This is a genomic window from Allobosea caraganae (genome assembly GCF_003351345.1).
Classification (GTDB): domain Bacteria; phylum Pseudomonadota; class Alphaproteobacteria; order Rhizobiales; family Beijerinckiaceae; genus Allobosea; species Allobosea caraganae.
The window spans coordinates 126,524-150,730 of the sequence record NZ_QQTO01000019.1 but is presented as its reverse complement, the minus strand read 5'-3'; the positions used below and the strand labels follow the sequence as shown (position 1 = coordinate 150,730).

Here is a 24,207-nt window from a genome sequence, read left to right as displayed (position 1 = left end):
GCCATGGCAAATCTCGACGGTATGATCTCCAACGCTGAACGCAACCAGGTAACCGGGCATACGCAGCACGCAGCCGATCCGCGCGTGCGGACCATCACCACGGCCGACCTGCGCGACGCGCTCTGGCGCGGCTACGAGGATTTCAAGGCGCAGCCGAGCCATCTCCTCTTCATCGCGCTGATCTATCCGGTCGCGGGCGTGCTGCTGGCCCAGCTCACGGTGAGCTACAACATCTTCCCGCTGCTCTTCCCGCTGGTCGCGGGCTTCGCGCTGCTCGGCCCCTTCGCCGCGATCGGGCTCTACGAGATCAGCCGGCGCCGCGAGCGCGGCATGGATTCGTCCTGGGGCCATGCGCTGGCGATCTGGAGATCGCGTTCGATCGGCACGATCACCGCGCTTGGCGCCATCCTGACCGGGCTCTTCCTGACCTGGCTGATCGTCGCCTGGGTGCTCTATCGCTGGCTGCTCGGCGATGCGCCGCTGACCTCCGTCGAGGCCTTCATGACCGACGTGCTGACCACAGCGAACGGCTGGACGCTGGTCGTCGCCGGCAACGCGCTCGGAGCCCTGTTCGCGCTCACCGCCTTCTCGATCTCGGTGATCTCCTTCCCGCTGATCATCGACAGGCATGTCGACCTCGCCACCGCGGTGCGCACCTCGATCTCGGCAGTGGAGGCCAATCCGCGCGTCATGCTGGTCTGGGGCCTGATGGTCACCGCCCTGCTCGTGCTCGGCTGCCTGCCGGTGCTGGTCGGCCTGATCATCGTCATGCCCGTCCTCGGCCACGCGACCTGGCACCTCTATCGTAAGGTCATCGAGAAATAGGCCTGCCCCAAGCGGCCGGGCGCAGCTCCGTCCGGCCGCGATGACCTCCCTTCAAAAAAACTTTGCGCCGTTTTGAACCTGTTTCGCCGCCGCCGCGACGAACTGGCATGAGGCCGCATGATGCGGGCCTCGCAAGCGCAAGCAAGGGAGATCATCATGTCCGTCCGCACGACCTTCACCGCCATCGCCACGGCCTTCGTCCTCGGCACCGGCGCCCTCATCGCCGGCTCGCTCGCCACCTCGACCTCGGCCGAAGCGGCTCCCGGCTGGCACGGTGGGGGAAGCCATCACGGCCATTACGGCCGCGGCGGCTACGGTCACGGGCGCTACGGCTACGGCCATCGCGGCTGGGGCCACCGCCCGGTCTATGCCCGCGGCTATTACGGCGGCGGCTGCTACAAGGTGATGCGCCGCGGCTTCGTGCCCGGCATCGGCCCGGTCGTCCGCCCGGTCACGATCTGCCGCTGAGACTGCACTGATCCCGCAGCGAGGGAGCCGGAGTGATCCGGCTCCCTCGCTCGCAATCGGGGACCGCAGCGCCAAAGCCTTGCGTGAATATTCGGAGACGAATATCCTGAATATGCGCAAAGGAATATTCACATGCCGCTCTACATCCGCGACGACGAGGTCGATGCCCTGGCAGTCAAGGTGCAGGAACTCACCAAGTCCCGCACCAAGACCGCGGCCGTGCGGCTCGCGCTCGAACATGAGTTGCAGCATCTGAATGCAGCTTTGCCGCCGAGCACACGCTTCGACAAGGCCATCGCCATGGTCGATGCGATCCGTGCCGAAGTGGCGGCACAAGGCCTGAGCGGTACGAACGACTTCGATATGAAGGCGTTTACGGACGAAATGTGGGGCGAGAACGACTAATGTATCTCGACGCCTCCGCCATCGTGGCGATCCTGGCGAGTGAACCTGACGGTCTCGAACTCTCTCGCCAGATCAACGGCTATGAGAGAGCACTCTACGTTTCGCCACTGACCCTTTACGAGGCCACGATGTCGCTCGCTGCCAAACTGGCGCGCGAGACCGGCATGCGAAACGACGCAGCTCTGATTGGCAGGGCGCAACAAGCAGTATCCGAGCTTGTCGCATCGATCGGCGCCGAAGAAATCCAGGTCTCTCCCGAGATCGGCCGCGCTGCTCTCGGCGCCGCCAAGCTCTACGGCAAATCGGTCGGCCACCCCGCCCAACTCAATTTCGGCGATTGCTTCGCCTATGCCTGCGCCAAGGCGAAAAGCGTGCCGCTACTCTACAAGGGCAAGGATTTCAGCGAGACCGACCTCGCCTGATGTAAGACTTCCTCGCTGCTCCCCACCGATAGCGCGCAGCAAGCCGCCGCTACCGTCCCGCCGCAGTCCGGAACCTTTGCCGCCAAATCCGGTTCAATCAGCACCGCCCCCCACGGCGTTGCGTTTCGAGGGGGTGCGGTCGTCCATTTCAAGCCGGGGGCTTTTCATGAACAACATCATTTACATCGTCGGGCTGATCGTCGTCGTTCTTGCGATCCTGTCGTTCCTCGGCCTGCGCTGAGCCAGCGCAGGCGAGACGTGAGGACGCCGCCGGCAAGGAGACATCCCGACGACTCGTCTAGATCGCCGTGCGTCCTTTCGGACGCAAAGTAGCGATCTAGGCTTTTGTTATTGCATCGGGTTTTCCCGAAAACCGGATTCCACTTTTCGGTCCGATGCTCTAGCGGCGCTCGTCCGGGCGCGGCTTCTTGCGCTTGAATGGCTTGCCGCCCGGCGCATTGCCGCCCGGGCCGCCGTCGCGCGGTTCGAAGCGCGGCTTGCCTCCGGCAAACGGCTTGGCGAAGGGCTTGCCGCCGCCCGCCTTGCCCGGATGCGGCTTTGAGCCCGGATTGAACGGCGCGGGGGCATCCCCGTGCGGCTCGCGGTCGGTTCGCACCGGATCATAGGGCTTGGGAGCGCCGAACGGCTTGCCCTTGCCCTCATAGGACTTGCGCTTGGGCGGCGGGCCGGAATGAGCGCGCTCGCCCTCGCGGTGCTCATGCTGCGAGCGGGTCGCGGCGCTGTGATGCGGCTTCTCGCCAAACGGCTTCGCCGGCCGCCGCTCGCCCTCGCCATCGACGCGCTCGATCACGATCTTGTCGCGATCGTCCGCGCTCGCCAGCGCGGCGAAGCGCTCGGCGACATCGGCGTCGATCTCGACCTTGGTCTCGCGGTCGAAGATGCGGATGGCGCCGACCTCGTCGCGCGTGATCTTGCCGCGGCGGCACAACATCGGCAGGAGCTGGCGCGGATCGGCGCCGTCCTTGCGGCCGATATTCAAGCGGAACCACACGGTATCGCCGCGCGGCCCGGCCTTGCGCGGGCCATCGGATTTCGGGCTGTCGGACCTGTCGCGGTCGAAGCCGCGGCCCTCGCCGTATTCGGCGCGCGGCTTGCGCTCGTCGCGGCCGAAATTCGGATCGCCGACCTCTTCGGCTGCCGGCAGCCGCGAGCGGTAGACCCGCACCAGCGCCGCCGCGATCTCCTCGACCGAGCGGCCGGCGAGCAGCGCCTCGACCATGGCGGCATCATCCGCATTCGCCTCGCCGCTCAGCAGCGGGTCCTGCAGCAGCCGCTCCTGGTCGAGCGCGCGGATCTCCTCCTGCGTCGGCGGGCCGGCCCATGTCGCCTCGACCTTGGCTTCGCCCAGCAGCATCTCGGCCTTGCGCCGGCGCGAGACCGGCACCAGCAGCACGCTCGTGCCGCGATTGCCGGCGCGCCCGGTGCGGCCGCTGCGGTGCTGCATCACCTCGGGATCGTTCGGCAGCTCGGCATGGATCACCAGCGTCAGGCCGGGCAGGTCGATGCCGCGCGCCGCGACGTCTGTGGCGACGCAGACCCGCGCCCGCCCGTCGCGCAGCGCCTGGAGCGCCGAGTTGCGCTCGCTCTGGCTCAGTTCGCCCGAGAGCGCCACGGCCGAGAAGCCGCGCTCGAGCAGGATCGCCTCAAGATGGCGCACGGCGTTGCGGGTGTTGCAGAACACCAGCGAACAGGGCGAATCGTGGAAGCGCAGCAGGTTGACGACCGCAAGCTCGGTCTCCTTCGGGAAGACCCGGATGGCGCGGTAGTCGATATCGGCATGGCCGCCCGAACCGCCGGCGACCTCGATGCGCAGCGCATCGCGCTGGTAGCTCTTGGCGAGCGCGATGATCGCCTTCGGCAGGGTCGCCGAGAACAGCAAGCTGCGGCGCTCTGCCGGCGCGGTCTTCAGGATGAATTCGAGGTCATCGCGGAAGCCGAGGTCGAGCATCTCGTCGGCCTCGTCCAGCACCACGGCCTTGAGGGCGGAGACGTCGAGCCGGCGCCGCTCGATATGGTCGCGCAGGCGGCCGGGCGTGCCGACGACGATATGCGCGCCCTCGTCGAGCAGGGCCGCCTCGCGGCGCGGGTCCATGCCGCCGACGCAGGAGATCACGCGGGCGCCGGTCTGCTTGTAGAGCCAGCCGAGCTCGCGCTGGACCTGGAGCGCGAGTTCGCGCGTCGGCGCGATGATCAGCGCCAGCGGCTGGCCGGCGCGCCCGAGCGTCTCGGCACCACCGAGCAGCGTCTCGCCGATGGCGAGCCCGTAGGCCACCGTCTTGCCCGAACCGGTCTGCGAGGAGACCAGCAGGTCGCGGCCGACAGCCGCCTCCTCCAGCACCGCGTTCTGGACCGGGGTGGGTTCGTCGTAATTGCGTTCGGCGAGCGCACGCGCGAGCGGCGGGCTCGTGGGGAGGAAGGACATCTCTTGTCAGGCCTTGGGTTGCGGCACGCCAGCATGCGTGCCGAAGGGCGCAGCGAAGCGCGACGCCGCGACATTTCAGCCGCTCATAGAGCAGAATGGCGCAAAAGGGAATGGAGCATGCCAAAAGGCCGGGGCATGCATGGAGCGGGAGCCTACCAGCCCCCCGCCCGATTGCCGGCTGTCGCAGGCGCGTGGTCTAAGCGTGGCGGACGACCAGAGGCCAGTTCGCATGGACAAGACATCACGCCGCTTCGGTTCGTTCGAGGTGCTCCTCCTCAAGGACGGCGTCTTCGAGGCGTTTTCCGAGGTTCTCACCCACACCGCCGGAGCCGAGGCGCGCCATGCGGCCCTCGCGGCCTGGGGCAAGCCCTCCTTCGGCATCGACGTGAACTGCTTCGCCCTGCGCGGGCCGGACGGGCTCATGCTGGTCGATGCCGGGACCGGGACGGCATGGGGAGAAGCCTACGGCCACGCCCGCACCGCCCTCGTTGCGGCCGGCCTGTCGGCCGGCGAGGTCGGGCGCGTCCTGATCACCCATCTCCACGGCGATCATGCGCTCGGCCTGTTCGACGGAGAGGAGCCCCATTTTCCGCAGGCCGAGATCTGGGTTCCGGCAACCGATCTCGCCTTCTTCACCGATCAGGCCGCCCGCGCCACCTTGCCGAAGGCGCGCCAGGGCGGCTTCGACATCGCCGAGCGGCTGCAGCGGCTCTACGGCGAGCGGGTTCGTTTGATCGGCCCGGGCGAAATCCTGCCGGGGATCGAGCTTCAGGCGCTGCCCGGGCATACGCATGGCCATTCCGGCTATCTGATCCACGGCGCGCAGGAGAGCCTGATGCTCTGGGGCGACGCACTGCACTTGCCGGAGCTGCAGGCCGCGGATCCCGAGATCGGGCTCGAATACGATCTCGATGGCGCGATGGCCGCAAGAACGCGCCGCAGCGTCCTTGCACAGGCGGCCCGGGAGGGCTGGGTCGTCTCGGGCGGGCACATTCGCGGCTTCTACCGCGTGCGGGCCCTCGCCGACGGCTTCGAAGTCGTCGCGGCCTAACCCCGCACGCCGGCCGCGCTGAGCAGCCGGCCGGCCGCCGCCCTCGCCTCTTCGGTGATCGAGGCGCCGGCGAGCATGCGCGCGATCTCCTCGCGGCGCGTCTGGTCCTTCAGCGGGGTCACGCGCGTCACCGTGCGGGCGGCCGCATCAGCCCCGCTCGCCGATTTCGCGATCAAGAAATGCTGGCCAGCCTTCGCCGCGACCTGCGGTGCATGCGTCACCGAAATCACCTGCACACGCCCGGCCAGCCGCGACAGCCGCTCGCCGATCGCATCGGCGACGGCGCCGCCGACCCCGGTGTCGATCTCGTCGAAGACCAGCGTCGGCGCCGAGCCGCGCTCGGCCAGCACGACCTTGAGCGCCAGCGTGAAGCGCGAGAGCTCGCCGCCCGAGGCGACCTTCATCATCGGCCCCGGCCGCGTGCCGGGGTTGGTCTCGACCCAGAATTCGACCCGGTCGAACCCTTCCGTGCCGCGCGCAGTCTCGTCGCTGTCGATCTGGGTGATGAAGCGCGCCCGCTCCAGCTTGAGCGGCGGCAACTCCGCCTTCACGGCGGTATCGAGCCTGGCGGCCGCCTTGTGGCGCGCCGTCGAGAGCGCCTGCGCCTGCTTGAGGTAATGCGCCTCCGCCGCTGCCAGCCCGGCCTCCAGCCGCGAGAGCGAGCCTTCGCTCTCGTCGAGATCGGCAAGGTCGGCGCTCATCCGCGCGGCGAGGTCGGCCAGCGCATCGACGGGCACGTCGAACTTGCGGCCGGCCGCGCGCAGCGCGAACAGCCGCTCCTCGACGCGCTCCTGCACGCGCGGGTCGTATTCCGCCGCGCGCATGGCCGCAGCCAATGTCTCGCCGGCCTCCTCCAGCGCGACGATCGCGGTGTTGAGCGCGGCCAGCGAAGGGTCGACCAGGGCCGGCGCCTGCGCGCCGCGCCGCTCCAGCCGGCGCAGCACGGCCGAGAGCGCCGGGATCGGCGAGGCTTGGCCGCCGACCGCCTCATAGCTGTCGATCAGGTCGCGCGAGACCTTCTCCGCCTGCATCATCACCTGGCGCTCGCTGGCGAGCGCCTCCTCCTCGCCGGGCTTCGGCGCGAGCTTGCCGAGTTCGGTCACGGCATGGCGCAGGAAATCGGCCTCCTTGCGCGCCGCCTCGACCCGGATGCGCTGCGCCTGCAGGGCCTGGCGCGCCCGCTTCAAGCTCTCGCTCGCGGAGGCAGTCGTCTCGGCCAAAGCCTCCAGCCCGCCGAATCCGTCCAGGATCGTGCGGTGCTGGGCCGCGTCGGTCAGCGCCCGGTCGTCATGCTGGCCATGGATCTCGACGACCGCCGCCCCGATCATCCGCAGTATCTGGACGCTGACCGGCTGGTCGTTGACGAAGGCGCGCGTGCGGCCATCGGCATATTGCACCCGGCGCAGGATCAGGTCGCCATCGGTATCGATCTCCTGCGCCTGCGCCAGCTTGCGGGCGGGATGGTCGAGCGGCAGGTCGAAGACGGCGCTGACCTGCCCCTGCGCCTCGCCATGGCGCACGAGGCCGCCATCGCCGCGCCCGCCGAGCGCCAGCGCGAAACCGTCGAGCAGGATCGATTTACCAGCGCCGGTCTCGCCGGTGAGCACGCTCAGCCCCGCGCCAAAGGCCAGGTCGAGCCGGTCAATCAGAACGATGTCGCGGATCGAGAGCTGGGCCAGCATTGGGGTCAGCCGGAGGTCAGGTGGCGAAACATGGGGTCGTCATCCGCCGACCGGGCGGTCAGCCTCCGATTCCGACGACGCCGATCAGCGTGCGGGTGAAGCCGTTGAACGCCTTGCTGATGTAGGAGTAGCGATCCTCGCGCGGCTCTAGGCCGCCGCTCTGCAGCAGGCTGTAGGCGTCCTTGTACCACGGGCTGTCCGGGAAGTTGTGCCCGAGCACGGCCGCGGCGGTCTGCGCCTCGTTGGTGATGCCCAGCGCCATATAGGCCTCGGTCAGGCGCATCAGCGCCTCCTCGACATGGCGCGTCGTCTGGTACTGGGTGATGACCGCCCGGAAGCGGTTCACCGCGCCGGTATAGTTGCGCTTCTCGAGATAGAAGCGGCCGGCGTTCATCTCCTTGGCGGCGAGCTGGTCGCGCGCCTTCAGCATCTTTTCCTTGACGTCCAGGACGTATTCGGAGCGCGGATACTTATCGAGCAGCTCCTGCATCGTCTGCAGGGCGAGCGCGGTGCGCTCCTGGTCGCGGGTCGAGTCCGGGATCTGGTTGAAGTAGGACATCGCCAGGATGTACTGCGCGTAGGCCGCGTCGGGGCTCGCCGGGTTCTGCGCGATGAAGCGCTTCGAGGCGGTGATCGCCTCATCCCATTTCTGCGCCTGGAAATTCGTATAGGCGGTCATGATCAGGCCGCGCTTGGCATAGGGCGAGAACGGCGCCGATTTGTCGATGTCCTCGAAGCGCTTGACCGCGCCTTCGCTGTCGCCGCTCTGCAGGCGGGCGAGGCCCTCGTTGTAGAGCTTGTCGGCCGGGACTTCCGGGGTGATCTCCGGCTTGTAGACCTCGGGCCGGTCGAACGGGTTGAGCGAGGACAGCGTGTCGCAGCCACCCAGCATCAGGGCGACGCCAAGCGCCAGGGCCGCGCCCGGCCGCAGCGACCGCACGTTTCCGGTGATTGGGGTGTTCAGCCGCTTGACGCTCACGTCGTCCGTCCTCTTTCGTTCGTCACCGCAGGATGGCGAAGGATGCCCTTTACCTCAGACGCCCCGCCTGCGCTACCGTTCAAAGCCGGGTTGCGAACAAGCGAAGCCTGCCGGGCATTCGACACAAACCGGGCGAATGCAAGGCACGAGGCCGGTTCGGCCGAACTCTAGAGCATGATGCCGAAAAGTGGGTACCGGTTTTCGGACGACATCATGCTCTCACTCTTTGATGAGAGACGGATTCAGATTTCAGGTGGAATCGCAAAGCGATTTCACCTGAAATCATCCGGCTCTGGCGCGAAGCGGAGCTCAGTTCAGGTCGGGCGCGAAAGCGGCCGGGGCGGCCGCAGCCATCTGCGCGCCGTGATGGGCATAGACCGGCGCGGCCTCGACGATGGTGTAGTTCGCACGATCCGCGAACAGGGCTTCCAGGATCTTCACGTTCATCCGGTGGCCGCCGCAATAGGAACGGAACTCGCCGAGGATCGGATAACCGGCCAGGGCAAGGTCGCCGACCGCATCGAGCACCTTGTGGCGCACGAACTCGTCGGCATAGCGCAGGCCTTCGGGATTGATCACCTTGTCGTCGCCGATGGCGACGGTGTTGTCGAGCGAGGCGCCGAGCGCGAAGCCGGCCTTCCAGAGCTGCTCGACATCGCGCATGAAGCCGAAGGTGCGGGCCCGCGAGATCTCGCTGGCATAGGCGCTCGGCTCGAGGTCGAGGACCTTGCGCTGGCGGCCGATCACCGCCGTGTCGAAATCGATCTCCACATCGAGGCGGAAGCCACCGTCGAACGGCACCAGCTCGGCGAAGGCGCGGCCATGCTCGACGCGCACCGGCTGCAGGATCTTGAGGTAGCGGCGGTTGGCGCCGAGCGCGACCAGGCCGGTCGATTCGATCGCCGCGACGAACTCCGCCGCGCTGCCGTCCATGATCGGCATTTCCGGACCGTCGATCTCGACCAGCACGTTGTCGAGGCCAAGGCCGGAGCAGGCCGACATCAGATGCTCGATGGTGGCGACCGAGGCCGAGGCGCGGTCGCCGATCACGGTGCAGAGCTCGGTGGCGCTGACTTTGGTGTATTTGGCGTGGATGAGCTGGGCCGGGGAGCTCTCCGTCTCCTTGCGCAGGAAGACGATGCCCGAATTGGCGCTGGAGGGACGCAGACAGATACCGGCAGCGGCTCCCGAGTGGACGCCGATGCCTTGCAGCGTAACGGGAGCGCGAAGGGTGGTCTGCCGATCAAGAATCATTCCGGTATCCAATCTCGAACGCAAACGAATCCAGCTCCGCGCAAGGCACAGGCACTCTGATGCGTCTACGGTCCTCAGCGATCCGGCGTGGGCGTGAGCCCGGCGCCGTTTGTCCCCTTTTGTGCAGCCGCAACATACCCGCTGCGCCCAAGGTCACAAAATCACGCTTTCTTTCGCTCTGTAACAAGCGGATCTGGCCAGAGAAACTTAACCATCCCATTGAGAAATATGGTTTTTCAAATATGAACAAGGCCCGGGCGCTGGCGCGATCCGGGCCTTGTTACAAGTTTGTGACGCTCACAGTGGAGGCCGCGGAGCAACGGCGCCCCGCCTCAGCGAATCGCAGAATAAACCATTTTATATCAATCAGTTAGTAACATGCGAGAGGTCCGGGCGGAAGCGAAATCGCCACCGTCCGGACCGACTCATCTTTCGTAACGTCAGGTGGCCTGGCGGCGCAGGAAAGCCGGGATCTCCAGCTGGTCCTCTTCGCTGCGGGCCGGGGCGGCGCGGCCATGCGGATCGAGCTGGCCCTGGGCCGGCCGGGCAGCCGGCTGCTGCACCGGGCGGCGCATGTACTCGGCATGGGCCGGGCTCGGAGCCTGCGGTGCGGCCTGGACCGGCGGAGCCTGGCGCGGCGCGGGAGCCGGGGCCGGAGCCTCGGCCTCGTCGTCCTTGCGGCCGAAGCCGACCGAGGCCAGGCGCTGCATCAGCGACATGCGCTTCTGGTCGGCCGAGACCGGCGGCTGCGGCACGGCCTGGACGCCGCGGCTCGCGGCGATCTGGTTCTGGGCCGGCATCGGCAGGTCCTCGATCCGCGGCATCCGGGTCGGGCGCACCACGGCGCGCTCGGGGGCCGGCGGAATGAAGCTCTCTTCCGGGTGGTGGTGGTGGACCGGCTCCTGGACCATGACCGGCTCGACCATCGGCTGGGCCGCCATCACCGGGCGCGGCTGCATCGGCTCGATGCGGATGTCCTCCGCGATGGCCTGCGGCATTGGCGCGGGCTGGCGCAGGGTCTCGACGATCAGCGGCTGACGCAGCTCCATGACCGGCTCGGGCTGGACCGGGGCGGAAGCCGGGCGCAGCGCTGTGGTGGCGTTGCGCAGGCGGGCCTCGGCCTTCAGCCGCTCGGCGACCTGGGCGATGCGGGCTTCGGTCTCGTCGACCTCGGCCTGGGTCGAAATCGGCTTGTCGATGCCGGTCGCGACCACGGAGACGCGCACCGTGCCCTCGAGCGATTCGTCGAAGGTGGCGCCGACGATGATGTTGGCCTCGGAATCGACCTCCTCGCGGATGCGGGTGGCGGCCTCGTCGACCTCGTAGAGCTTCATGTCGCGCCCGCCGGTGATCGAGATCAGCAGGCCGCGCGCGCCCTTCATCGAGACGTCGTCGAGCAGCGGGTTGTTGATCGCGGCCTGGGCCGCGGTCAGCGCGCGCTTCTCGCCCTGGGCCTCGCCCGTGCCCATCATCGCCTTGCCCATGCCGCGCATCACGGCGCGCACGTCGGCGAAGTCGAGGTTGATCAGGCCGGGGCGAACCATCAGGTCGGTGATGCAGGCGACGCCGGAGTAGAGCACCTGGTCGGCCATGCCGAACGCATCGGCGAAGCCGGTGGTCTCGTTGGCGACGCGGAACAGGTTCTGGTTGGGGATGACGATCAGGGTATCGACCGCCTCGTTCAGCTCGCCGATGCCGGCCTCGGCCATGCGCATGCGGCGATGGCCCTCGAACTGGAACGGCTTGGTGACGACGCCGACGGTCAGGATGCCCATGTCGCGGGCGACGCGGGCGATCGCGGGCGCAGCGCCCGTGCCGGTGCCGCCGCCCATGCCGGCGGTGATGAAGACCATGTGCGCGCCGGCGAGATGATCGCGAATCTCGTCGATCACCTCCTCGGCCGCCGCGCGCCCAACTTCCGGCTGCGAGCCGGCGCCGAGGCCTTCGGTGACCTGGAGGCCCATCTGGATGATGCGCGGGGCGCGAGAGAGCGCCAGAGCCTGCGCGTCGGTATTGGCGACGACGAAATCGACGCCGTCGAGACCGGCCTCGATCATGTTGTTGACGGCGTTGCCGCCGGCACCGCCGACGCCGAACACAGTGATTCGGGGCTTGAGTTCCCGGATGTCTGGGGCTTGCAGATTCATCGCCATGGTTGCCTCTTCTGAAACCTGTCCGGCGCCTGGCGGGAGCCGTCCCGTTGTTGCGTTGTTACTCTTGGTCCTTGCCGGCCGCCGCGCCGACGAAAGACCGTTACCCTTTAGAAACTGTCCTTCAGCCACCGGCCGACGCGCGAGAAATAGCCGTCGGTTCCGGTCGCGAAATAGGTGCCGCTGGCGCGCGGTTCGAAGTGCTCGACATGCGCCACCTGCGGGTAGACCAGCAGGCCGACCGCTGATGCGAAGGCCGGCCCCTTGCCCGCCTCCGGCAAACCCTTGATGCCGAGCGGCCGGCCGGTGCGGACCTGGCCGCCAAGAATCCGCCGCGTCACTTCCGGCAGGCCGGTGAGCTGGCAGGCGCCGCCGGTCAGCACGACGCGGCGCCCGGCCTGGGCCTGGAAGCCGGCGGCATGGAGCCGGTCGCGGACCAGCTCGACGATCTCCTCGACGCGCGGCTTGATGATGCGCACGAGATGCGACTTCGCCAGGTGGTTCGGCATGTCGCGCTCGTCGTCGTCGACCTGCGGCACCGCGATCATGTCGCGCTCGTCCGAGGCGCTCGACATGGCCGAGCCGTGCAGGGTCTTGAGGCGCTCGGCCGCCGAGACGCGGGTCGAGAGACCGCGCGCGACGTCCATGGTGATGTGGTTGCCGCCGACCGCGACCGCGTCGACATGCACGAGATGGCCGCCGGAGAAGACGCCGAGGCTGGTGGTGCCGCCGCCCATGTCGACGACGACCACGCCCATCTCGGCCTCGTCGTCGACCAGCACCGACAGGCCCGACGCATAGGGCGTCGAGACCACGGCCTCGACCTCGAGATGGCAGCGCTCGACTGCGAGCATCAGGTTGCGGGCCGCCGCCGCCTCGCAGGCGACGACGTGCATGTCGACCGAGAGCTTGCCGCCGGTCAGCCCGCGCGGATCCAGCACGCCCGGCACGCCGTCGAGGGCATAGCCGGTCGGCAGCGCGTGGAGCACGGCCTTGCCCGGCCGGATCGCATGGGTCGCCGCAGCGGCCAGCACGCGCTTGACGTCGCCATCGCCGACCGAACCGCCGCGCAGGTCGACGCTCGCGGCATAATGCTGCGAGCCGAGCCTTCCGCCGGTCAGGTTGACGATGACCGACTGGACCTCGACCTTGGCCATGCGCTCGGCTGCGTCGACCGCGGCGCGGATGGCGCGCTCGGCGTTCTCCAGATCGATGATCGCGCCGCCCTTCACGCCGAGCGAGCGCTGGTGGCCGATGCCGATGATGCGCGCGACATGGGTGCGGCCGCGCAGGCGCTCATTGGCCTCGGCCGGGTTCAGCTCGGCGATCAGGCAGACGACCTTGCTCGTGCCGATGTCCAGAATCGACAAGGTCGCGCTCTTGCGCGACGAGAGCGGCCGCATCCGCGGCGTCAAACCCTGGGAGTTGAAGTTCATACCTCGCCTCCCTTCTTCGGCTTGTTTTTGCTCTTGAGCTGCTCGGCGCGGGCAGCGGCGGCCTCTTCGGTCAGCCGCATCACCACCCGGTCGGGCTGGCGCAGGTCGATGGCGAGCAGGTCCTTGTCGAGCAGGTGCATATCGCTTTCGAGGCCGGCGAGGCGCTTCACCGCCACAGCGGGGTCGATTTCGGGCAGCCGGACGTCCATGCCGTTATCGAGCTTGAGGTTCCAGCGCCGGCCGGCGACCAGGCTGCCGGCGCGGACGCGGGAGGCGAGCGGGCCGGCCTGGGCCAGCAGCGCGATATAGTCCTTGGCGCGCTTGTTGGCGTCGTCGCCGACGACCAGCGGCAGGCGCGCGAAACGGCCGTCATCCATCTTGTCGATCACGGTCCCGTCGGCTGCGATGAGGAAGAGGTCGCCCTTGACCTGCCAGAGCGCATAGGGCTCGCGCTCGACGATGGTGATCGAGACCTCGCCCGGATAGAGCTTGCGCACGGTGGCCTCGCGGATCAGCGGCGTCGCCTCCAGCCGGCGGCGCGCCTCGTCCGCGTCGAAGAAGGCGAGTGAGGTCTTCGAATCGATGCCGGCCGCGACCAGCACCTCGATCTCGGAGAGCTCGGCGATGCCGGAGATCGTCACCCGGTCGATGCCGAGCCCGACCAGCCGCGCCAGGACATGCTTCGGCTCGCCATAGGTCGCGCGCAGCGTCTCGATCTGCCCGCCGAGGACGGCGCCGGAGCCGATGCTCAGCGCCAGGAAGCTCAGGGCCAGGAACGTGCCGATGCGACGCGGCAAGCGCTGCGCCAGCGGCACCGCGATCGCGCTGCGGCGCGATCCGCGGAACCAGCGGCGCGAGCGCTCGCCGACCAGCAATTGCGGGCCGGGAACGGGCACGGGGAGGCGCGAGGCCGTGTTTGCCATCGTTCTCACCGATCCAAGGAGGCGTCCTCCACCATCCATTTGACGAGCTCACCGAAGTTCAGGCCCGCGTGGGCAGCCAATTCTGGCACAAGGCTGGTCTCGGTCATGCCGGGCTGCGTATTGACTTCCAGCCAGACGAGCGTGTCGGTCTCGTCGTCGTAGCGGAAGTCAGAACGGCTGACGCCCCGGCACCCGATTGCTTGATGCGCCGTTAACGCACACTCTTCGATCTGCTGGTAAATTTTCGGTAAAATTTGAGCCGGGCAGATGTGGATCGAGCCACCTTTTGCGTACTTCGCGTCATAGTCGTAGAAGACGCCGGTCGCGGCCTGAATCTCGGTCACGCCCAGCGACTTGCCGCCCATGACGGCGCAGGTCAGCTCCCGCCCGGCGATAAAGCTCTCGGCCAGCAGCATCTCGCCGCAGGGCCAGTCCTCGCGTGCCACTTCCTGCGGCGGATGCTCGCGATCCTTCTTGACGATGACGACGCCCACCGAAGAGCCCTCGTCCACCGGCTTGAGCACGTAGGGAGGCTGCAAGGCGTGCCTTTTCGCAGCCTCGAAGCGCGACAGCGTCACGCCGCGCGCGACCGGGACGCCGGCGGCGGCAGCGACGATCTTCGCCCGGTCCTTGCGCATCGCGAGCGCCGAGGCGAGCACGCCGGAATGGGTATAGGGAATGCGCAGGATCTCGAGCAGGCCCTGGATCGCGCCATCCTCGCCGAAGCGGCCGTGCAGCGCGTTGAAGGCGACATCCGGCTTGAGCCCAGTCAGGACCTGGCCGATATCCGGCTTCACGTCGATGCGGGTGACGCGGTAGCCGACGCTTTCCAGCGCCCGGGCGCAGCCCTCCCCGGAATTGAGGCTGACCTCCCGCTCGACGGACCACCCGCCCATCAGCACCGCGACATGTCTGGTCATAAAGGTCCCCGCTCGATAGCGCCGAACCTGACCAGTCATGGTTAACGGGTGGTTAACCGAGACGCTCGCGCATCGGCTGCCGGCGCTTCGGGCCTGCCTTTCGCCGGAGCCTCGCAGCCGTGCTGCGCTCGATTTGTCCGGCTCGGCCTCGGCAGAAAAATTCAAGTCGACCCATCAATCGCCTGCTCGATCCTCCCGGCAAACAATTCGTTGTCGAGATGATAACCGTGTCTTTTTTGGAATTCTTTATGGCGATGACGTTACGTCTCTTCTCCGCTGCCGCGCGTGTCGAAGCCGACATGCCGCCGCTTCCGGGGGCTTCATCAATGAAACGTCGTTCTACTGCTGCGCGAATCATCGCGTCCATCCTGGCCGGCACGATGCTGACGGCCAGCGTCCAGCCATCGCTGAGCTGCACCTCGCTCGTCTTCAAGGCTGCCGACGGGACCGGCATCTATGCGCGGACGATGGAATGGGGCGCCTCCGATCTGAAATCGGAAATGGTACTGATCCCGCGCAAGACGACGCAGAGTTCGGTCCTCGGCACGGACAAGACCGGCATCAGCTGGAGCAACGTCTACGGCTATGTCGGCATCAACCCGGCCGGCTACCCCTACGCCACGGACGGAATGAACGAGACCGGGCTGACGGTGGGGGCCCTGTTCTATCCCGGCTTCGCCGAGTATCAGCAGCCCGAAGCGGCAGAGCAGTCGAAGACGCTCAGCAGCATGGATGTAGTCAATTACCTGCTCGGCAACTTCAAAACCGTCGAGGAGGTCCGGCAGGCGCTGCCGAAGCTGCGCGTCGTCAAGAACGCCGATCTCGAAAAGGCCTTCGGCAGCGAGCTGCCGCTGCATCACATCGTGACCGATTCGACCGGCGCCTCGATCGTGGTCGAATACACCAAGGGCGTGCTGACCATCTTCGACAACAAGGTCGGCGCCATGACGAATTCGCCGAGCTACGACTGGCATCTGCTCAATCTGCGCAACTATGCCAATCTGAAGCCGCTGGGTGCTCCGGCGAACCGCAATATCAACGGTGTCTCGCTGGCACCGTTCGGCGCGGGAAGCGGTATGCACGGGCTGCCCGGCGACTTCACGCCCCCGTCCCGCTTCCTCCGGGCGGTCGCGTTCGTGGCCACGATGGAGCCGGTCAAGGACGCCGCCGCCGGCGTTGCCGCCGCATCGTCGATGCTGAACAATTTCGACATCCCGCAGGGTCTGGTCCGCGAGGGGGCGAGTGCCGAGGACTACCATCTCGGCTTCACGCAATGGTCCGTCATCGGCGACACCCGCAACAAGGTCTACTACTACTGGACCATGTACGACCGCCGGATGCGCAGCATCGACCTCACCAAGCTCAACTTCGACGCTGCCAAGCCCTCGGGCTTCCCGCTCGATCGTATCCGGGTTCAGGATATCGAGAACCGTTCAGCCGATTTCGGCAAATAAGCCGCGCGCAGCGGACGCCAGACCGAGATCAGGCGGCCACGCCGAGGCGCTTGATCTCCCAGTGCAGCTCGTAGCCGGACTGGTCCTTCACCCGGCGGCGGACCTCCTCGCCGAGTGATTCGATATCGGCCGCCGTCGCGCCGCCGGTGTTGATCAGGAAGTTGCAGTGCATCTCCGAGACCTGGGCGCCACCGATGCGCAGGCCGCGGCAGCCGGCCGCGTCGATGAGCTGCCAGGCCTTGCCGCCGTCCGGGTTCTTGAAGGTCGAGCCGCCGGTGCGCTCCTTGATCGGCTGCGCCGCTTCGCGCGCCGAGGTCACCCGGTCCATCTCGGCCAGGATCGCCTGCTGGTCGCCGGGCCTTCCCTGGAACAGCGCCGAGGTGAAGACGATCTCGGCCGTCGAGACCGCGCTATTGCGGTAGGTGAAGCCCATCTCGGCATGGGAGAGCGTGACGAGCTCGCCCTTGCGGGTGACGCCGCGCGCCTCGATGAGAACGTCCGTGGTCTCGCCGCCATGCGCGCCGGCGTTCATCCGCAAGGCACCACCGATGCAGCCGGGAATGCCGCGGTAGAAGGCGAGCCCGTCGAGCGAGGCATCGGCCGCCGCGCGCGCCACCTTGACGTCCGGCACGGAGGTGCCCGAGCGCAGCCGGTCGCCCTCCTCCAGCTTGATCTCGCCGAAGGCCTTGCCGCCGAGACGAACAACCAGCCCGGGGATGCCGCCATCGCGCACGATCAGGTTCGAGCCGAGGCCGACGACCGTCACTGGAATCTCGGCCGGCAGGTTGGCGAGCAGATAGGCGAGGTCCTGCTCGTCGGCCGGGGTGAACAGAACCTGAGCCGGCCCGCCGACGCGGAACCAGGTCAGGCCCGCCATCTCCTGGTTAGCAAGAAGCCGGCCGCGCAGCTCGGGCGCGGCAGCGCGAAGGTCGGGGGTGATGTCGGGGAAACTCATGTCGCTAGCCGCTTACTCCTTCTCCCCTCGGGGGAGAAGGTGGCTCCGCGAAGCGGAGACGGATGAGGGAAGTCCGGCGAGACCGATGACGTCGGCAATCTCGCGCAGAACGAATTCGAGGTTTCCTAGAACCCGCTCATTTGGAAAGCGCAAGACCCGATAGCCCTCGCGCCGCAGGAATGCATCGCGGCGAGCGTCCTTGACCCTGGCCCCCTCGGTCAAATGCGGCTCACCATCCAGCTCCACGACAAGACGATGTTTGAAGCAGCAGAAATCGGCGATGAAAGGCCCAATCGCCATCTGGCGCTTGAACTTCAGGCCATTGAAGCGCCGACCGCGGACAGCTTGCCAGAAAGCTGCCTCCGCGCGGGTTGGTTCCCGGCGCTGGCCGCGGGCGAAATCAAGCGTCTCCGGCGCATTCTTTCGCTCCAGCACGGCACTTCCCTCATCCGACCCGGCTTCGCCGGGCCACCTTCTCCCCCGAGGGGAGAAGGGGTCAAGAGAGGTTCGCCAGCTCCCCCGGCAGCGCGTAGGCCCATTGCGTGATGTTGCCCGCCCCGAGGAAGACGACGTAGTCGCCCGGCCCGGCCAGCTCCTTGACCATGCCCGCGAGCTTGTCCGGTCCTTCCAGCGCCAGCGTATGGCGATGGCCGCGGGCCTTGATGCCGGAAACCAGCGAATCGCGGTCCGCGCCCGGGATCGGCGCCTCGCCGGCCGCATAAGTGTCGGCGACGATCACCGTGTCGGCATCGTTGAAGCAGGCGGCGAAATCGTCGAACAGGCTGGCGAGGCGGGTGTAGCGGTGCGGCTGCACGATCGCGATGACCTTGCCCTTGGTCGAGGCGCGCGCCGCCTTGAGCACAGCGGCGATCTCGACCGGGTGGTGGCCGTAATCGTCGAAGATCAGCGCGCCGTTCCATTCGCCGGTCTTGGTGAAGCGGCGCTTCACCCCGCCGAAGCCGGCCAGCGCCTCGCGGATGCGCGGCACGGGGATGCCAAGGTCATAGGCCACCGCGATCGCCGCCGTCGCATTGAGCGCGTTGTGATGGCCCGGCATCGGCATGATCAGGTCGCGCACCACCTCGTCGCGGCCGCGCTTGCGGTCGCGGATCAGCAGCGTGAACCTGGCCTGGCCCCCAGTGAGATCGATGTCGATCAGCCGGAAATCGGCCTGCGGGTTCTCGCCATAGGTGATGACGCGGCGGTCCTCGATCTGCCCGACCAGCCCCTGCACGGTCGGATGGTCGATGCACATCACCGCGAAGCCGTAGAAGGGCAGGTTCTCGACGAAGGAGCGGAAGGCTTCCTTGATCGCGTCGAAGGTCTTGAAGTGGTCGAGATGCTCGGGGTCGATATTGGTGACGATCGCGACATCGGCCGGCAGCTTCAGGAAGGTGCCGTCGGATTCGTCGGCCTCGACCACCATCCAGTCGCTCTCGCCCATGCGGGCATTGGTGCCGTAGGCGTTGATGATGCCGCCATTGATCACGGTCGGGTCGAGCCCGCCCTTCTCCAGCAGCGTCGCGACGAGCGAGGTCGTGGTCGTCTTGCCATGGGTGCCGGCGATGGCGACGCAGGTCTTAAGCCGCATCAGCTCGGCCAGCATCTCGGCGCGGCGCACCACCGGCAGGCGCGTCTCGCGCGCCATGGCAAGCTCGGGATTGTCGCGCTTGATCGCGGTCGAGACCACGACCACCTCGGCGTCGCCGAGATTCTCAGCGGAATGGCCGATGAAGGTCTTGATGCCCTTCTCGGCCAGGCGCCGGACATTGGCGTTGTCGGAGGCGTCCGAGCCCTGCACCTTGTAGCCGAGATTATGTAGCACCTCGGCGATGCCGGACATGCCGATGCCGCCGATGCCGACGAAGTGGATCGAGCCGAGTTCCGCCGGCAACTTCATGATGCGGACTTCTCCTGCGGGGCAATCCCCGCGATTTCGATGACGAGGCGGGCGAGTCGATCGGCCGCGTCGGGAATGCCGGCGCTCTTGGCGTTCGCAGCCATGGCAGTCAAGCGCGACGGCTCGGCGATCAGGGCGGAAAGCTCGCCGGCCAGGCGGCGCGGCGTGAAGTCGGATTGCAGGATGCGGATCGTGCCGCCGGCCTTTTCGAGCACCGCGGCATTAGCCGCCTGGTCCTGGTCGAGCGAGCCCGGCAGCGGCACCAGCAGCGAGGGCCGGCCGATCACCGTCAGCTCCGCGACTGTGGAGGCCCCTGCCCGGCCCACGATGAAATGCGCCGCCGCCATCCGCGCCGGCAGATCCTTGAAGAAGGGCGCGATCTCCGCGGAGATGCCGAGATCGCCATAGATCTTGCGGACCCGGTCGTCGTCCTCCGCGCGCGCCTGCTGAACGATCATGAGACGCGCCCGCTCCTCCGGCGTCAACAGCTGGATCGCAGGCGGCGCGATATCGGCCATGATGCGGGCGCCCTGGCTGCCACCGAAGACGAGCAGGTTGAGCTTGCCGGCCGCCGGATCCGGATAGGGCGAGATCGCCTCGATCACCGCCGGCCGCACCGGATTGCCGACCTGCCGGCATTTCGCCACTTGGGCCGGCGTGAGTCCGCCGACCTCGGCGAAGCCGGTCGCGATCGTGTTCACGCGCGAGGCCAGGAAGCGGTTGGCGCGCCCGGCCACGGCATTCTGCTCATGCACCAGCGTCTTCACGCCGAGCATCGAGGCGGCGAGCACCGGCGGCACCGTCGGGTAGCCGCCGAAGCCGACGACCACGGCCGGCTTCAGCGCCTTGATCACGCGGCGCGCGGCGCCAAAGCCCTTGGCCAGCTCGAACAGCGCCAGGCCCATCTTCACCGGCGAGCGGCCGGACGGCGTCGCGGCGGGGATCGGGTGCAGCGATTCGGCCGGGAAGCTGCCGGCATATTCGGCGGCGCGCGTATCGGTGATCAGCGCGACGCGCACGCCGTGGCGATGCAGCGCGTGGCTCAGCGCCTCCGCCGGGAAGAGGTGGCCGCCTGTGCCTCCGGCCGCGAGCAGGACGAGTGGGGAAGTCGCCATCGTTCCGGTGCCCGACCTAGTAGTTCTCGGAGCGCGGCCGCTTGCGCGTCAGCGCCAGCAGGAAGCCGGTGCCGAGCGCCAGCGAGATCAGCGACGAGCCGCCATAGGAGATGAACGGCAAGGTCATGCCCTTGGCCGGCATCATGTGCAGGTTGACCATCATGTTGATCGCGGCCTGGACGCCGAAGAGCAAAGCCAGCCCGGTCACGGCGAGGCGGATGAACGGGTCCTCGGCCTTCTGCGCCACGAACAGCGCCCGCAGCACGATCGTGGCGAAGAGCGCGACGAGCAGGATGCAGACGACGATGCCGAACTCCTCCGCCGTCACCGCGAAGATGAAGTCGGTATGGGCGTCGGGCAGGATGCGCTTCACCGTGCCCTCGCCCGGACCTTTGCCGAACCAGCCGCCCTGGGCGAAGCTTTCGAGCGCGGTGTCGATCTGGAAGGTGTCGCCCGAGCCCTTGTCCATGAAGCGCTCGATGCGGGCGCGCACGTGCGGCACGAGCTGGTAGGCGATCAGGATGCCGAAGGCGCCGACGCCGCCCAGCCCCATGACCCAGAACCAGTGCAGGCCTGCGACGAAGAACAGCCCGCACCAGACCATGCTGATCAGCAGGGTCTGGCCGAAATCCGGCTGCAGCACCAGCGGCACGATGGTCAGCGGCAGCAGGCAGAAGGCGATCAGCGTTCCCGGCAGGTCCGGCCGGCGCGTGCCCTCGGCGAAGGCCCAGGCGGCGAGCACGACGAAGGCCGGCTTGAGGAACTCGGAGGGCTGCACCGAGCCGAGCGGCCCCATGCTCAGCCAGCGCCGCGCGCCTTTGACCTCGACGCCGAGATAGAGCGTCGCGACCACCATCGCGAGCGAGACGACGAAGAGCAGCAGGGCGCCGCGCCGCACCTGGCGCGGCGTCAGGAAGGAGGTGGTTATGAACACCACCATCGCGAACAGCAGGTAGACCGCCTGCCGGTTGACGAAATGGAAGGTCGAGAGCCCGAGCCGCTCGGCCACCGGCGGCCCGCCCGCCATCAGCAGAACGACGCCGGAGACCATCAACGCCACCAGCGTGGTGAGGATGACGCGGTCGATCGACCACCACCAGCGGCCGCTCAGGCTGGGTTCCGCGCGCGAGATCATGCTTCAGGCTCCATCGCTGGGCAGGCAGATATTGGGCTCCCGCTCCAGCGAATCACTCTCGCAACGATTGGTTAACCGATTGATTCCGATTTTAGCCGGAAGCCGATTGTCCCTGGAGCATGATGCCGAAAAGTGGGAACCGGTTTTCGGACGACATCATGCTCTAACTCTTTGATGAGGGTTCGAAGCCCGGCAACGCCTTCACCAGCGCGCGGAACCTGTCGCCCCGGACCTCGAAATTCGGAAACTGGTCATAGGATGCGCAGGCCGGCGAGAGCAGCACCGCGATCTCGCCCTCGCCCGGCTGCGCCAAGGCGTCGCGGGCCGCCGCCGCTACCGCGACATCGAGCGTGCCGCTGCGCTCGTAGGCGACGCTGCCGTCCTCGTCGAAGGTCCCGGCGAATTCGTCGCTCGCCGCGCCGATCAGATAGGCCTTGGCGATGTTGCGGAAGTAGCGCCTGAGGCTCTCGATCCCGCCCTCCTTGGCCTTGCCGCCGAGGATCCAGAAGATGTCGCGGAACGAGGTCAGCGCCTTCTCGGTCGAATCGGCATTGGTCGCCTTGGAATCGTTGATGAAGACGACGCGGCCGATGCGGCCGAGCTCCTCCATGCGATGCGCCAGGCCCGGATAGCTCTTGAAGCCGGCGGCGATCTCCTCGACCGAAAGGCCGAGCGCCGCGCAGGCCGCAAACGCCGCCGCCGCATTCTGGGCGTTGTGCGAGCCGCGCAGCGAGCCGATGCCGGCGAGGTTGGCGACGACACGCGGCCGGCTATCCCTGACCTCGACGATGCGGGTATCGAGCTTGCCCTGGTTGGCGGTGATGCCGGCGAAGACGCCCTCGTCGAGCGGCTGCTCGCCGCTGATCTTGACCAGCGGCCTGCCCGAGGCGGCGCGCCGCCGCGCCATCTGCTTCGACGGCTCGTCATCGACACCGACGACCGCGATCTCGGCCGATGAGACCATGCGCTCCTTGATCGCGCCATAGGCCTCGAAGGTGCCGTGCCGGTCGAGATGATCCGGCGTCAGGTTCATCTGGATGCCGACGGTGGGCTGGAGCGACGGCGTCAGGTCGATCTGGAAGGTCGAGCACTCGATGACGTGGACGCGGGCCTCCGACGGCGGCTCCAGCGCCAGTACGGCGGTGCCGATATTGCCGCCCATCTGCACGTCGCGGCCGGCACTCCCCAGCACATGCGCGATCAGCGCCGTGGTGGTCGACTTGCCGTTGGTGCCGGTGATGCAGACGACCGGAGCCTTCGGCGCCAGCTTCGTCCGCTCGCGGAAGAACAGCTCGATGTCGCCGATGATCTCGACGCCAGCCGCCTTGGCCTTGCCGACCGTCCAGTGCGGCTGCGGATGGGTCAGCGGCACGCCGGGCGCCAGGATGAAGCTGGCAAATTGACCCCAATCGGCCTGCGTCAGGTCAACGATGGCGATGCCCTCGGCCGCTGCCTTGTCGCGGCTCTCGGGCTTGTCGTCCCAGGCCGCGACCTCGGCTCCACCAGCGATCAGCGCGCGCGCCGTCGCCAGGCCCGAGCCGCCAAGGCCGAACAGGGCGACCTTGCGGCGAGCGAAAACCGTCACGGGGGTCATGATCAGCGCAGCTTCATCGTGGCGAGGCCGACCAGCGCCAGCACGACGGAGATGATCCAGAACCGGATCACGACCTGCGGCTCGGTCCAGCCCAGCTTCTCGAAATGGTGGTGGATCGGCGCCATCAGGAAGACGCGCTTGCCGGTGCGCTTGTAGACGGCGACCTGGATGATCACCGAGAGCGCCTCGATGACGAAGAGGCCGCCGACGATGGCGAGCACGATCTCGTTCTTGGTCGCGACCGCGATCACGCCGAGCAGGCCGCCAAGGCCGAGCGAGCCGGTGTCGCCCATGAAGATCTGGGCCGGCGGCGCGTTGAACCAGAGGAAGCCGAGCCCCGCCCCGATCACCGCGCCGCAGATCACCGAGAGTTCGCCGGCGCCGGGCACGTGGTGGATGTAGAGGTAGTTGGCGAAGACCAGGTTACCGGCCAGATAGGAGATGAAGCCGAAGGTCGCGGCAGCGATCATCACCGGCACGATCGCGAGCCCGTCGAGCCCGTCGGTCAGGTTGACCGCATTGCCGGCGCCGACCACGACGAAGGCCGTGACCAGCGGGAACAGCAGGCCGAGCGGGATGACCCACTCCTTCACGAAGGGCAGCGCGAAGCCCGAGGAGATGCCGGTCGGGCCGACGCGCATGACGAAGTAGCAGGCGACCACCGCGACGACGACCTCGATCGACAGCCTCGCCTTGCCCGAGAAGCCCTTATGCGACTGCTTCGTGACCTTGAGGAAGTCGTCGTAGAAGCCGATCGCGCCGAAGCTCGCGGTCACGAACAGCACGATCCAGACATAGGGGTTGCGCAGGTTGCCCCAGAGCAGCACCGCAGCGAACAGGCCGGACATGATCATCAGCCCGCCCATGGTCGGCGTGCCGCGCTTGGCGAGATGCGATTCCGGCCCGTCCGTGCGGATCGGCTGGCCCTTGCCCTGCTTCAGGCGCAGCCAGGAGATCGCCGCCGGCCCGAAGAAGAACACGAACAGCAAGGCCGTCGCGGTGGCACCGCCGGCCCGAAAGGTGATGTAGCGGAAGACGTTGAGGATCGGGAAGGCGCCGGCAAAATCGGCGAGCCAAACTAGCATCGAACGGGATT

Annotated in this window: 21 protein-coding genes; 6 read left to right on the top strand and 15 right to left on the bottom strand. The window is 67.6% G+C overall.

Features of this window, described 5'->3' with window-relative positions; genetic code table 11:
• Positions 1 to 3 precede the first annotated feature (3 nt).
• From DWF00_RS08825 to DWF00_RS08810, 4 genes are all read left to right on the top strand, one after another.
• Positions 4 to 825, top strand: coding sequence for a DUF2189 domain-containing protein (locus tag DWF00_RS08825; protein WP_425453076.1), 822 nt, complete (start codon positions 4 to 6; stop codon positions 823 to 825).
• 156 nt (positions 826 to 981) lie between these two features.
• A complete protein-coding gene (locus tag DWF00_RS08820; RefSeq protein WP_181832456.1) occupies positions 982 to 1,293 on the top strand; it encodes a hypothetical protein in 312 nt (103 codons plus the stop codon).
• 132 nt (positions 1,294 to 1,425) lie between these two features.
• The gene (locus tag DWF00_RS08815; protein ID WP_114827232.1) at positions 1,426 to 1,698 is read left to right on the top strand and encodes a type II toxin-antitoxin system VapB family antitoxin; all 273 of its coding nucleotides are present in this window, start codon (positions 1,426 to 1,428) and stop codon (positions 1,696 to 1,698) included.
• Entirely contained in the window at positions 1,698 to 2,120 is a 423-nt protein-coding gene (locus DWF00_RS08810; RefSeq protein ID WP_114827231.1) for a type II toxin-antitoxin system VapC family toxin, read from the top strand. Before DWF00_RS08815 ends, DWF00_RS08810 begins: the two co-directional genes overlap by 1 nt.
• Before the next feature lie 400 nt (positions 2,121 to 2,520).
• On the opposite strand, the gene DWF00_RS08805 is transcribed toward DWF00_RS08810, so the two are convergent.
• A complete protein-coding gene (locus DWF00_RS08805) occupies positions 2,521 to 4,563 on the bottom strand; it encodes a DEAD/DEAH box helicase (RefSeq protein ID WP_114827230.1) in 2,043 nt (680 codons plus the stop codon).
• A gap of 229 nt (positions 4,564 to 4,792) precedes the next feature.
• Between DWF00_RS08805 and aidB the strand changes: the two genes are divergently transcribed.
• Positions 4,793 to 5,614: an AidB family quorum-quenching N-acyl homoserine lactonase gene (gene aidB / locus DWF00_RS08800; RefSeq protein ID WP_114827229.1), complete on the top strand. Its 822-nt coding sequence runs from the start codon at positions 4,793 to 4,795 to the stop codon at positions 5,612 to 5,614.
• On the opposite strand, the gene recN is transcribed toward aidB, so the two are convergent.
• From recN to DWF00_RS08765, 7 genes are all read right to left on the bottom strand, one after another.
• Positions 5,611 to 7,296 carry a DNA repair protein RecN gene (gene recN / locus DWF00_RS08795; RefSeq protein WP_114827228.1) on the bottom strand — a complete coding sequence of 562 codons (1,686 nt, stop codon included), beginning with the start codon at positions 7,294 to 7,296 and terminating at the stop codon, positions 5,611 to 5,613. The genes aidB and recN overlap by 4 nt on opposite strands.
• 58 nt (positions 7,297 to 7,354) lie before the next feature.
• Positions 7,355 to 8,275: an outer membrane protein assembly factor BamD gene (locus DWF00_RS08790; RefSeq protein WP_425453074.1), complete on the bottom strand. Its 921-nt coding sequence runs from the start codon at positions 8,273 to 8,275 to the stop codon at positions 7,355 to 7,357.
• A gap of 309 nt (positions 8,276 to 8,584) precedes the next feature.
• Complete coding sequence (gene lpxC, locus DWF00_RS08785) at positions 8,585 to 9,529, bottom strand: UDP-3-O-acyl-N-acetylglucosamine deacetylase (protein ID WP_114827227.1); 945 nt, start codon at positions 9,527 to 9,529, stop codon at positions 8,585 to 8,587.
• Positions 9,530 to 9,969: 440 nt separating this feature from the next.
• Positions 9,970 to 11,682 (bottom strand): cell division protein FtsZ, encoded by a 1,713-nt coding sequence (gene ftsZ, locus DWF00_RS08780; protein WP_114827226.1) that lies wholly within the window; start codon positions 11,680 to 11,682, stop codon positions 9,970 to 9,972.
• A 107-nt stretch (positions 11,683 to 11,789) separates the two neighbouring features.
• Positions 11,790 to 13,115, bottom strand: a complete 1,326-nt coding sequence (gene ftsA, locus DWF00_RS08775) for a cell division protein FtsA (RefSeq protein ID WP_114827225.1) — start codon at positions 13,113 to 13,115, stop codon at positions 11,790 to 11,792.
• Positions 13,112 to 14,077, bottom strand: a complete 966-nt coding sequence (locus DWF00_RS08770; protein WP_425453073.1) for a cell division protein FtsQ/DivIB — start codon at positions 14,075 to 14,077, stop codon at positions 13,112 to 13,114. Before DWF00_RS08770 ends, ftsA begins: the two co-directional genes overlap by 4 nt.
• Entirely contained in the window at positions 14,044 to 14,958 is a 915-nt protein-coding gene (locus DWF00_RS08765; RefSeq protein ID WP_114827223.1) for a D-alanine--D-alanine ligase, read from the bottom strand. Before DWF00_RS08765 ends, DWF00_RS08770 begins: the two co-directional genes overlap by 34 nt.
• Positions 14,959 to 15,077: 119 nt before the next feature.
• On the opposite strand from DWF00_RS08765, the gene DWF00_RS08760 reads away from it, so the two are divergent.
• Positions 15,078 to 16,412 (top strand): linear amide C-N hydrolase, encoded by a 1,335-nt coding sequence (locus DWF00_RS08760; protein WP_147283617.1) that lies wholly within the window; start codon positions 15,078 to 15,080, stop codon positions 16,410 to 16,412.
• 28 nt (positions 16,413 to 16,440) lie between these two features.
• Here the strand turns inward: DWF00_RS08760 and murB are convergent, their stop codons facing one another.
• The 7 genes from murB to mraY form a co-directional block, all read right to left on the bottom strand.
• A complete protein-coding gene (gene murB / locus DWF00_RS08755; RefSeq protein WP_114827221.1) occupies positions 16,441 to 17,367 on the bottom strand; it encodes a UDP-N-acetylmuramate dehydrogenase in 927 nt (308 codons plus the stop codon).
• Between the two features lie 12 nt (positions 17,368 to 17,379).
• Complete coding sequence (locus DWF00_RS08750; protein ID WP_245973803.1) at positions 17,380 to 17,802, bottom strand: endonuclease domain-containing protein; 423 nt, start codon at positions 17,800 to 17,802, stop codon at positions 17,380 to 17,382.
• Positions 17,803 to 17,863: 61 nt separating this feature from the next.
• Positions 17,864 to 19,267 carry a UDP-N-acetylmuramate--L-alanine ligase gene (gene murC / locus DWF00_RS08745; RefSeq protein WP_114827220.1) on the bottom strand — a complete coding sequence of 468 codons (1,404 nt, stop codon included), beginning with the start codon at positions 19,265 to 19,267 and terminating at the stop codon, positions 17,864 to 17,866.
• Complete coding sequence (gene murG, locus DWF00_RS08740) at positions 19,264 to 20,382, bottom strand: undecaprenyldiphospho-muramoylpentapeptide beta-N-acetylglucosaminyltransferase (protein WP_114827219.1); 1,119 nt, start codon at positions 20,380 to 20,382, stop codon at positions 19,264 to 19,266. Before murG ends, murC begins: the two co-directional genes overlap by 4 nt.
• A gap of 16 nt (positions 20,383 to 20,398) precedes the next feature.
• The gene (locus DWF00_RS08735; protein ID WP_114827218.1) at positions 20,399 to 21,517 is read right to left on the bottom strand and encodes an FtsW/RodA/SpoVE family cell cycle protein; all 1,119 of its coding nucleotides are present in this window, start codon (positions 21,515 to 21,517) and stop codon (positions 20,399 to 20,401) included.
• Between the two features lie 163 nt (positions 21,518 to 21,680).
• Positions 21,681 to 23,111 carry a UDP-N-acetylmuramoyl-L-alanine--D-glutamate ligase gene (gene murD / locus DWF00_RS08730; protein ID WP_114827217.1) on the bottom strand — a complete coding sequence of 477 codons (1,431 nt, stop codon included), beginning with the start codon at positions 23,109 to 23,111 and terminating at the stop codon, positions 21,681 to 21,683.
• 2 nt (positions 23,112 to 23,113) lie between these two features.
• Complete coding sequence (gene mraY, locus DWF00_RS08725) at positions 23,114 to 24,196, bottom strand: phospho-N-acetylmuramoyl-pentapeptide-transferase (protein WP_114827216.1); 1,083 nt, start codon at positions 24,194 to 24,196, stop codon at positions 23,114 to 23,116.
• Positions 24,197 to 24,207 lie beyond the last annotated feature (11 nt).

Coding starts and splice junctions, on each gene's coding strand:
- murC (WP_114827220.1), bottom strand. CDS start 19,267: ATGAAGTTGCCGGCGGAACTCGGCTCGATCCACTTCGTCGGCATCGGC.
- DWF00_RS08820 (WP_181832456.1), top strand. CDS start 982: ATGTCCGTCCGCACGACCTTCACCGCCATCGCCACGGCCTTCGTCCTC.
- DWF00_RS08810 (WP_114827231.1), top strand. CDS start 1,698: ATGTATCTCGACGCCTCCGCCATCGTGGCGATCCTGGCGAGTGAACCT.
- DWF00_RS08735 (WP_114827218.1), bottom strand. CDS start 21,517: ATGATCTCGCGCGCGGAACCCAGCCTGAGCGGCCGCTGGTGGTGGTCG.
- recN (WP_114827228.1), bottom strand. CDS start 7,296: ATGCTGGCCCAGCTCTCGATCCGCGACATCGTTCTGATTGACCGGCTC.
- murG (WP_114827219.1), bottom strand. CDS start 20,382: ATGGCGACTTCCCCACTCGTCCTGCTCGCGGCCGGAGGCACAGGCGGC.
- murD (WP_114827217.1), bottom strand. CDS start 23,111: ATGACCCCCGTGACGGTTTTCGCTCGCCGCAAGGTCGCCCTGTTCGGC.
- murB (WP_114827221.1), bottom strand. CDS start 17,367: ATGAGTTTCCCCGACATCACCCCCGACCTTCGCGCTGCCGCGCCCGAG.
- mraY (WP_114827216.1), bottom strand. CDS start 24,196: ATGCTAGTTTGGCTCGCCGATTTTGCCGGCGCCTTCCCGATCCTCAAC.
- lpxC (WP_114827227.1), bottom strand. CDS start 9,529: ATGATTCTTGATCGGCAGACCACCCTTCGCGCTCCCGTTACGCTGCAA.
- DWF00_RS08770 (WP_425453073.1), bottom strand. CDS start 14,077: ATGGATGGTGGAGGACGCCTCCTTGGATCGGTGAGAACGATGGCAAAC.
- DWF00_RS08805 (WP_114827230.1), bottom strand. CDS start 4,563: ATGTCCTTCCTCCCCACGAGCCCGCCGCTCGCGCGTGCGCTCGCCGAA.
- DWF00_RS08815 (WP_114827232.1), top strand. CDS start 1,426: ATGCCGCTCTACATCCGCGACGACGAGGTCGATGCCCTGGCAGTCAAG.
- ftsA (WP_114827225.1), bottom strand. CDS start 13,115: ATGAACTTCAACTCCCAGGGTTTGACGCCGCGGATGCGGCCGCTCTCG.
- ftsZ (WP_114827226.1), bottom strand. CDS start 11,682: ATGGCGATGAATCTGCAAGCCCCAGACATCCGGGAACTCAAGCCCCGA.
- aidB (WP_114827229.1), top strand. CDS start 4,793: ATGGACAAGACATCACGCCGCTTCGGTTCGTTCGAGGTGCTCCTCCTC.
- DWF00_RS08825 (WP_425453076.1), top strand. CDS start 4: ATGGCAAATCTCGACGGTATGATCTCCAACGCTGAACGCAACCAGGTA.
- DWF00_RS08765 (WP_114827223.1), bottom strand. CDS start 14,958: ATGACCAGACATGTCGCGGTGCTGATGGGCGGGTGGTCCGTCGAGCGG.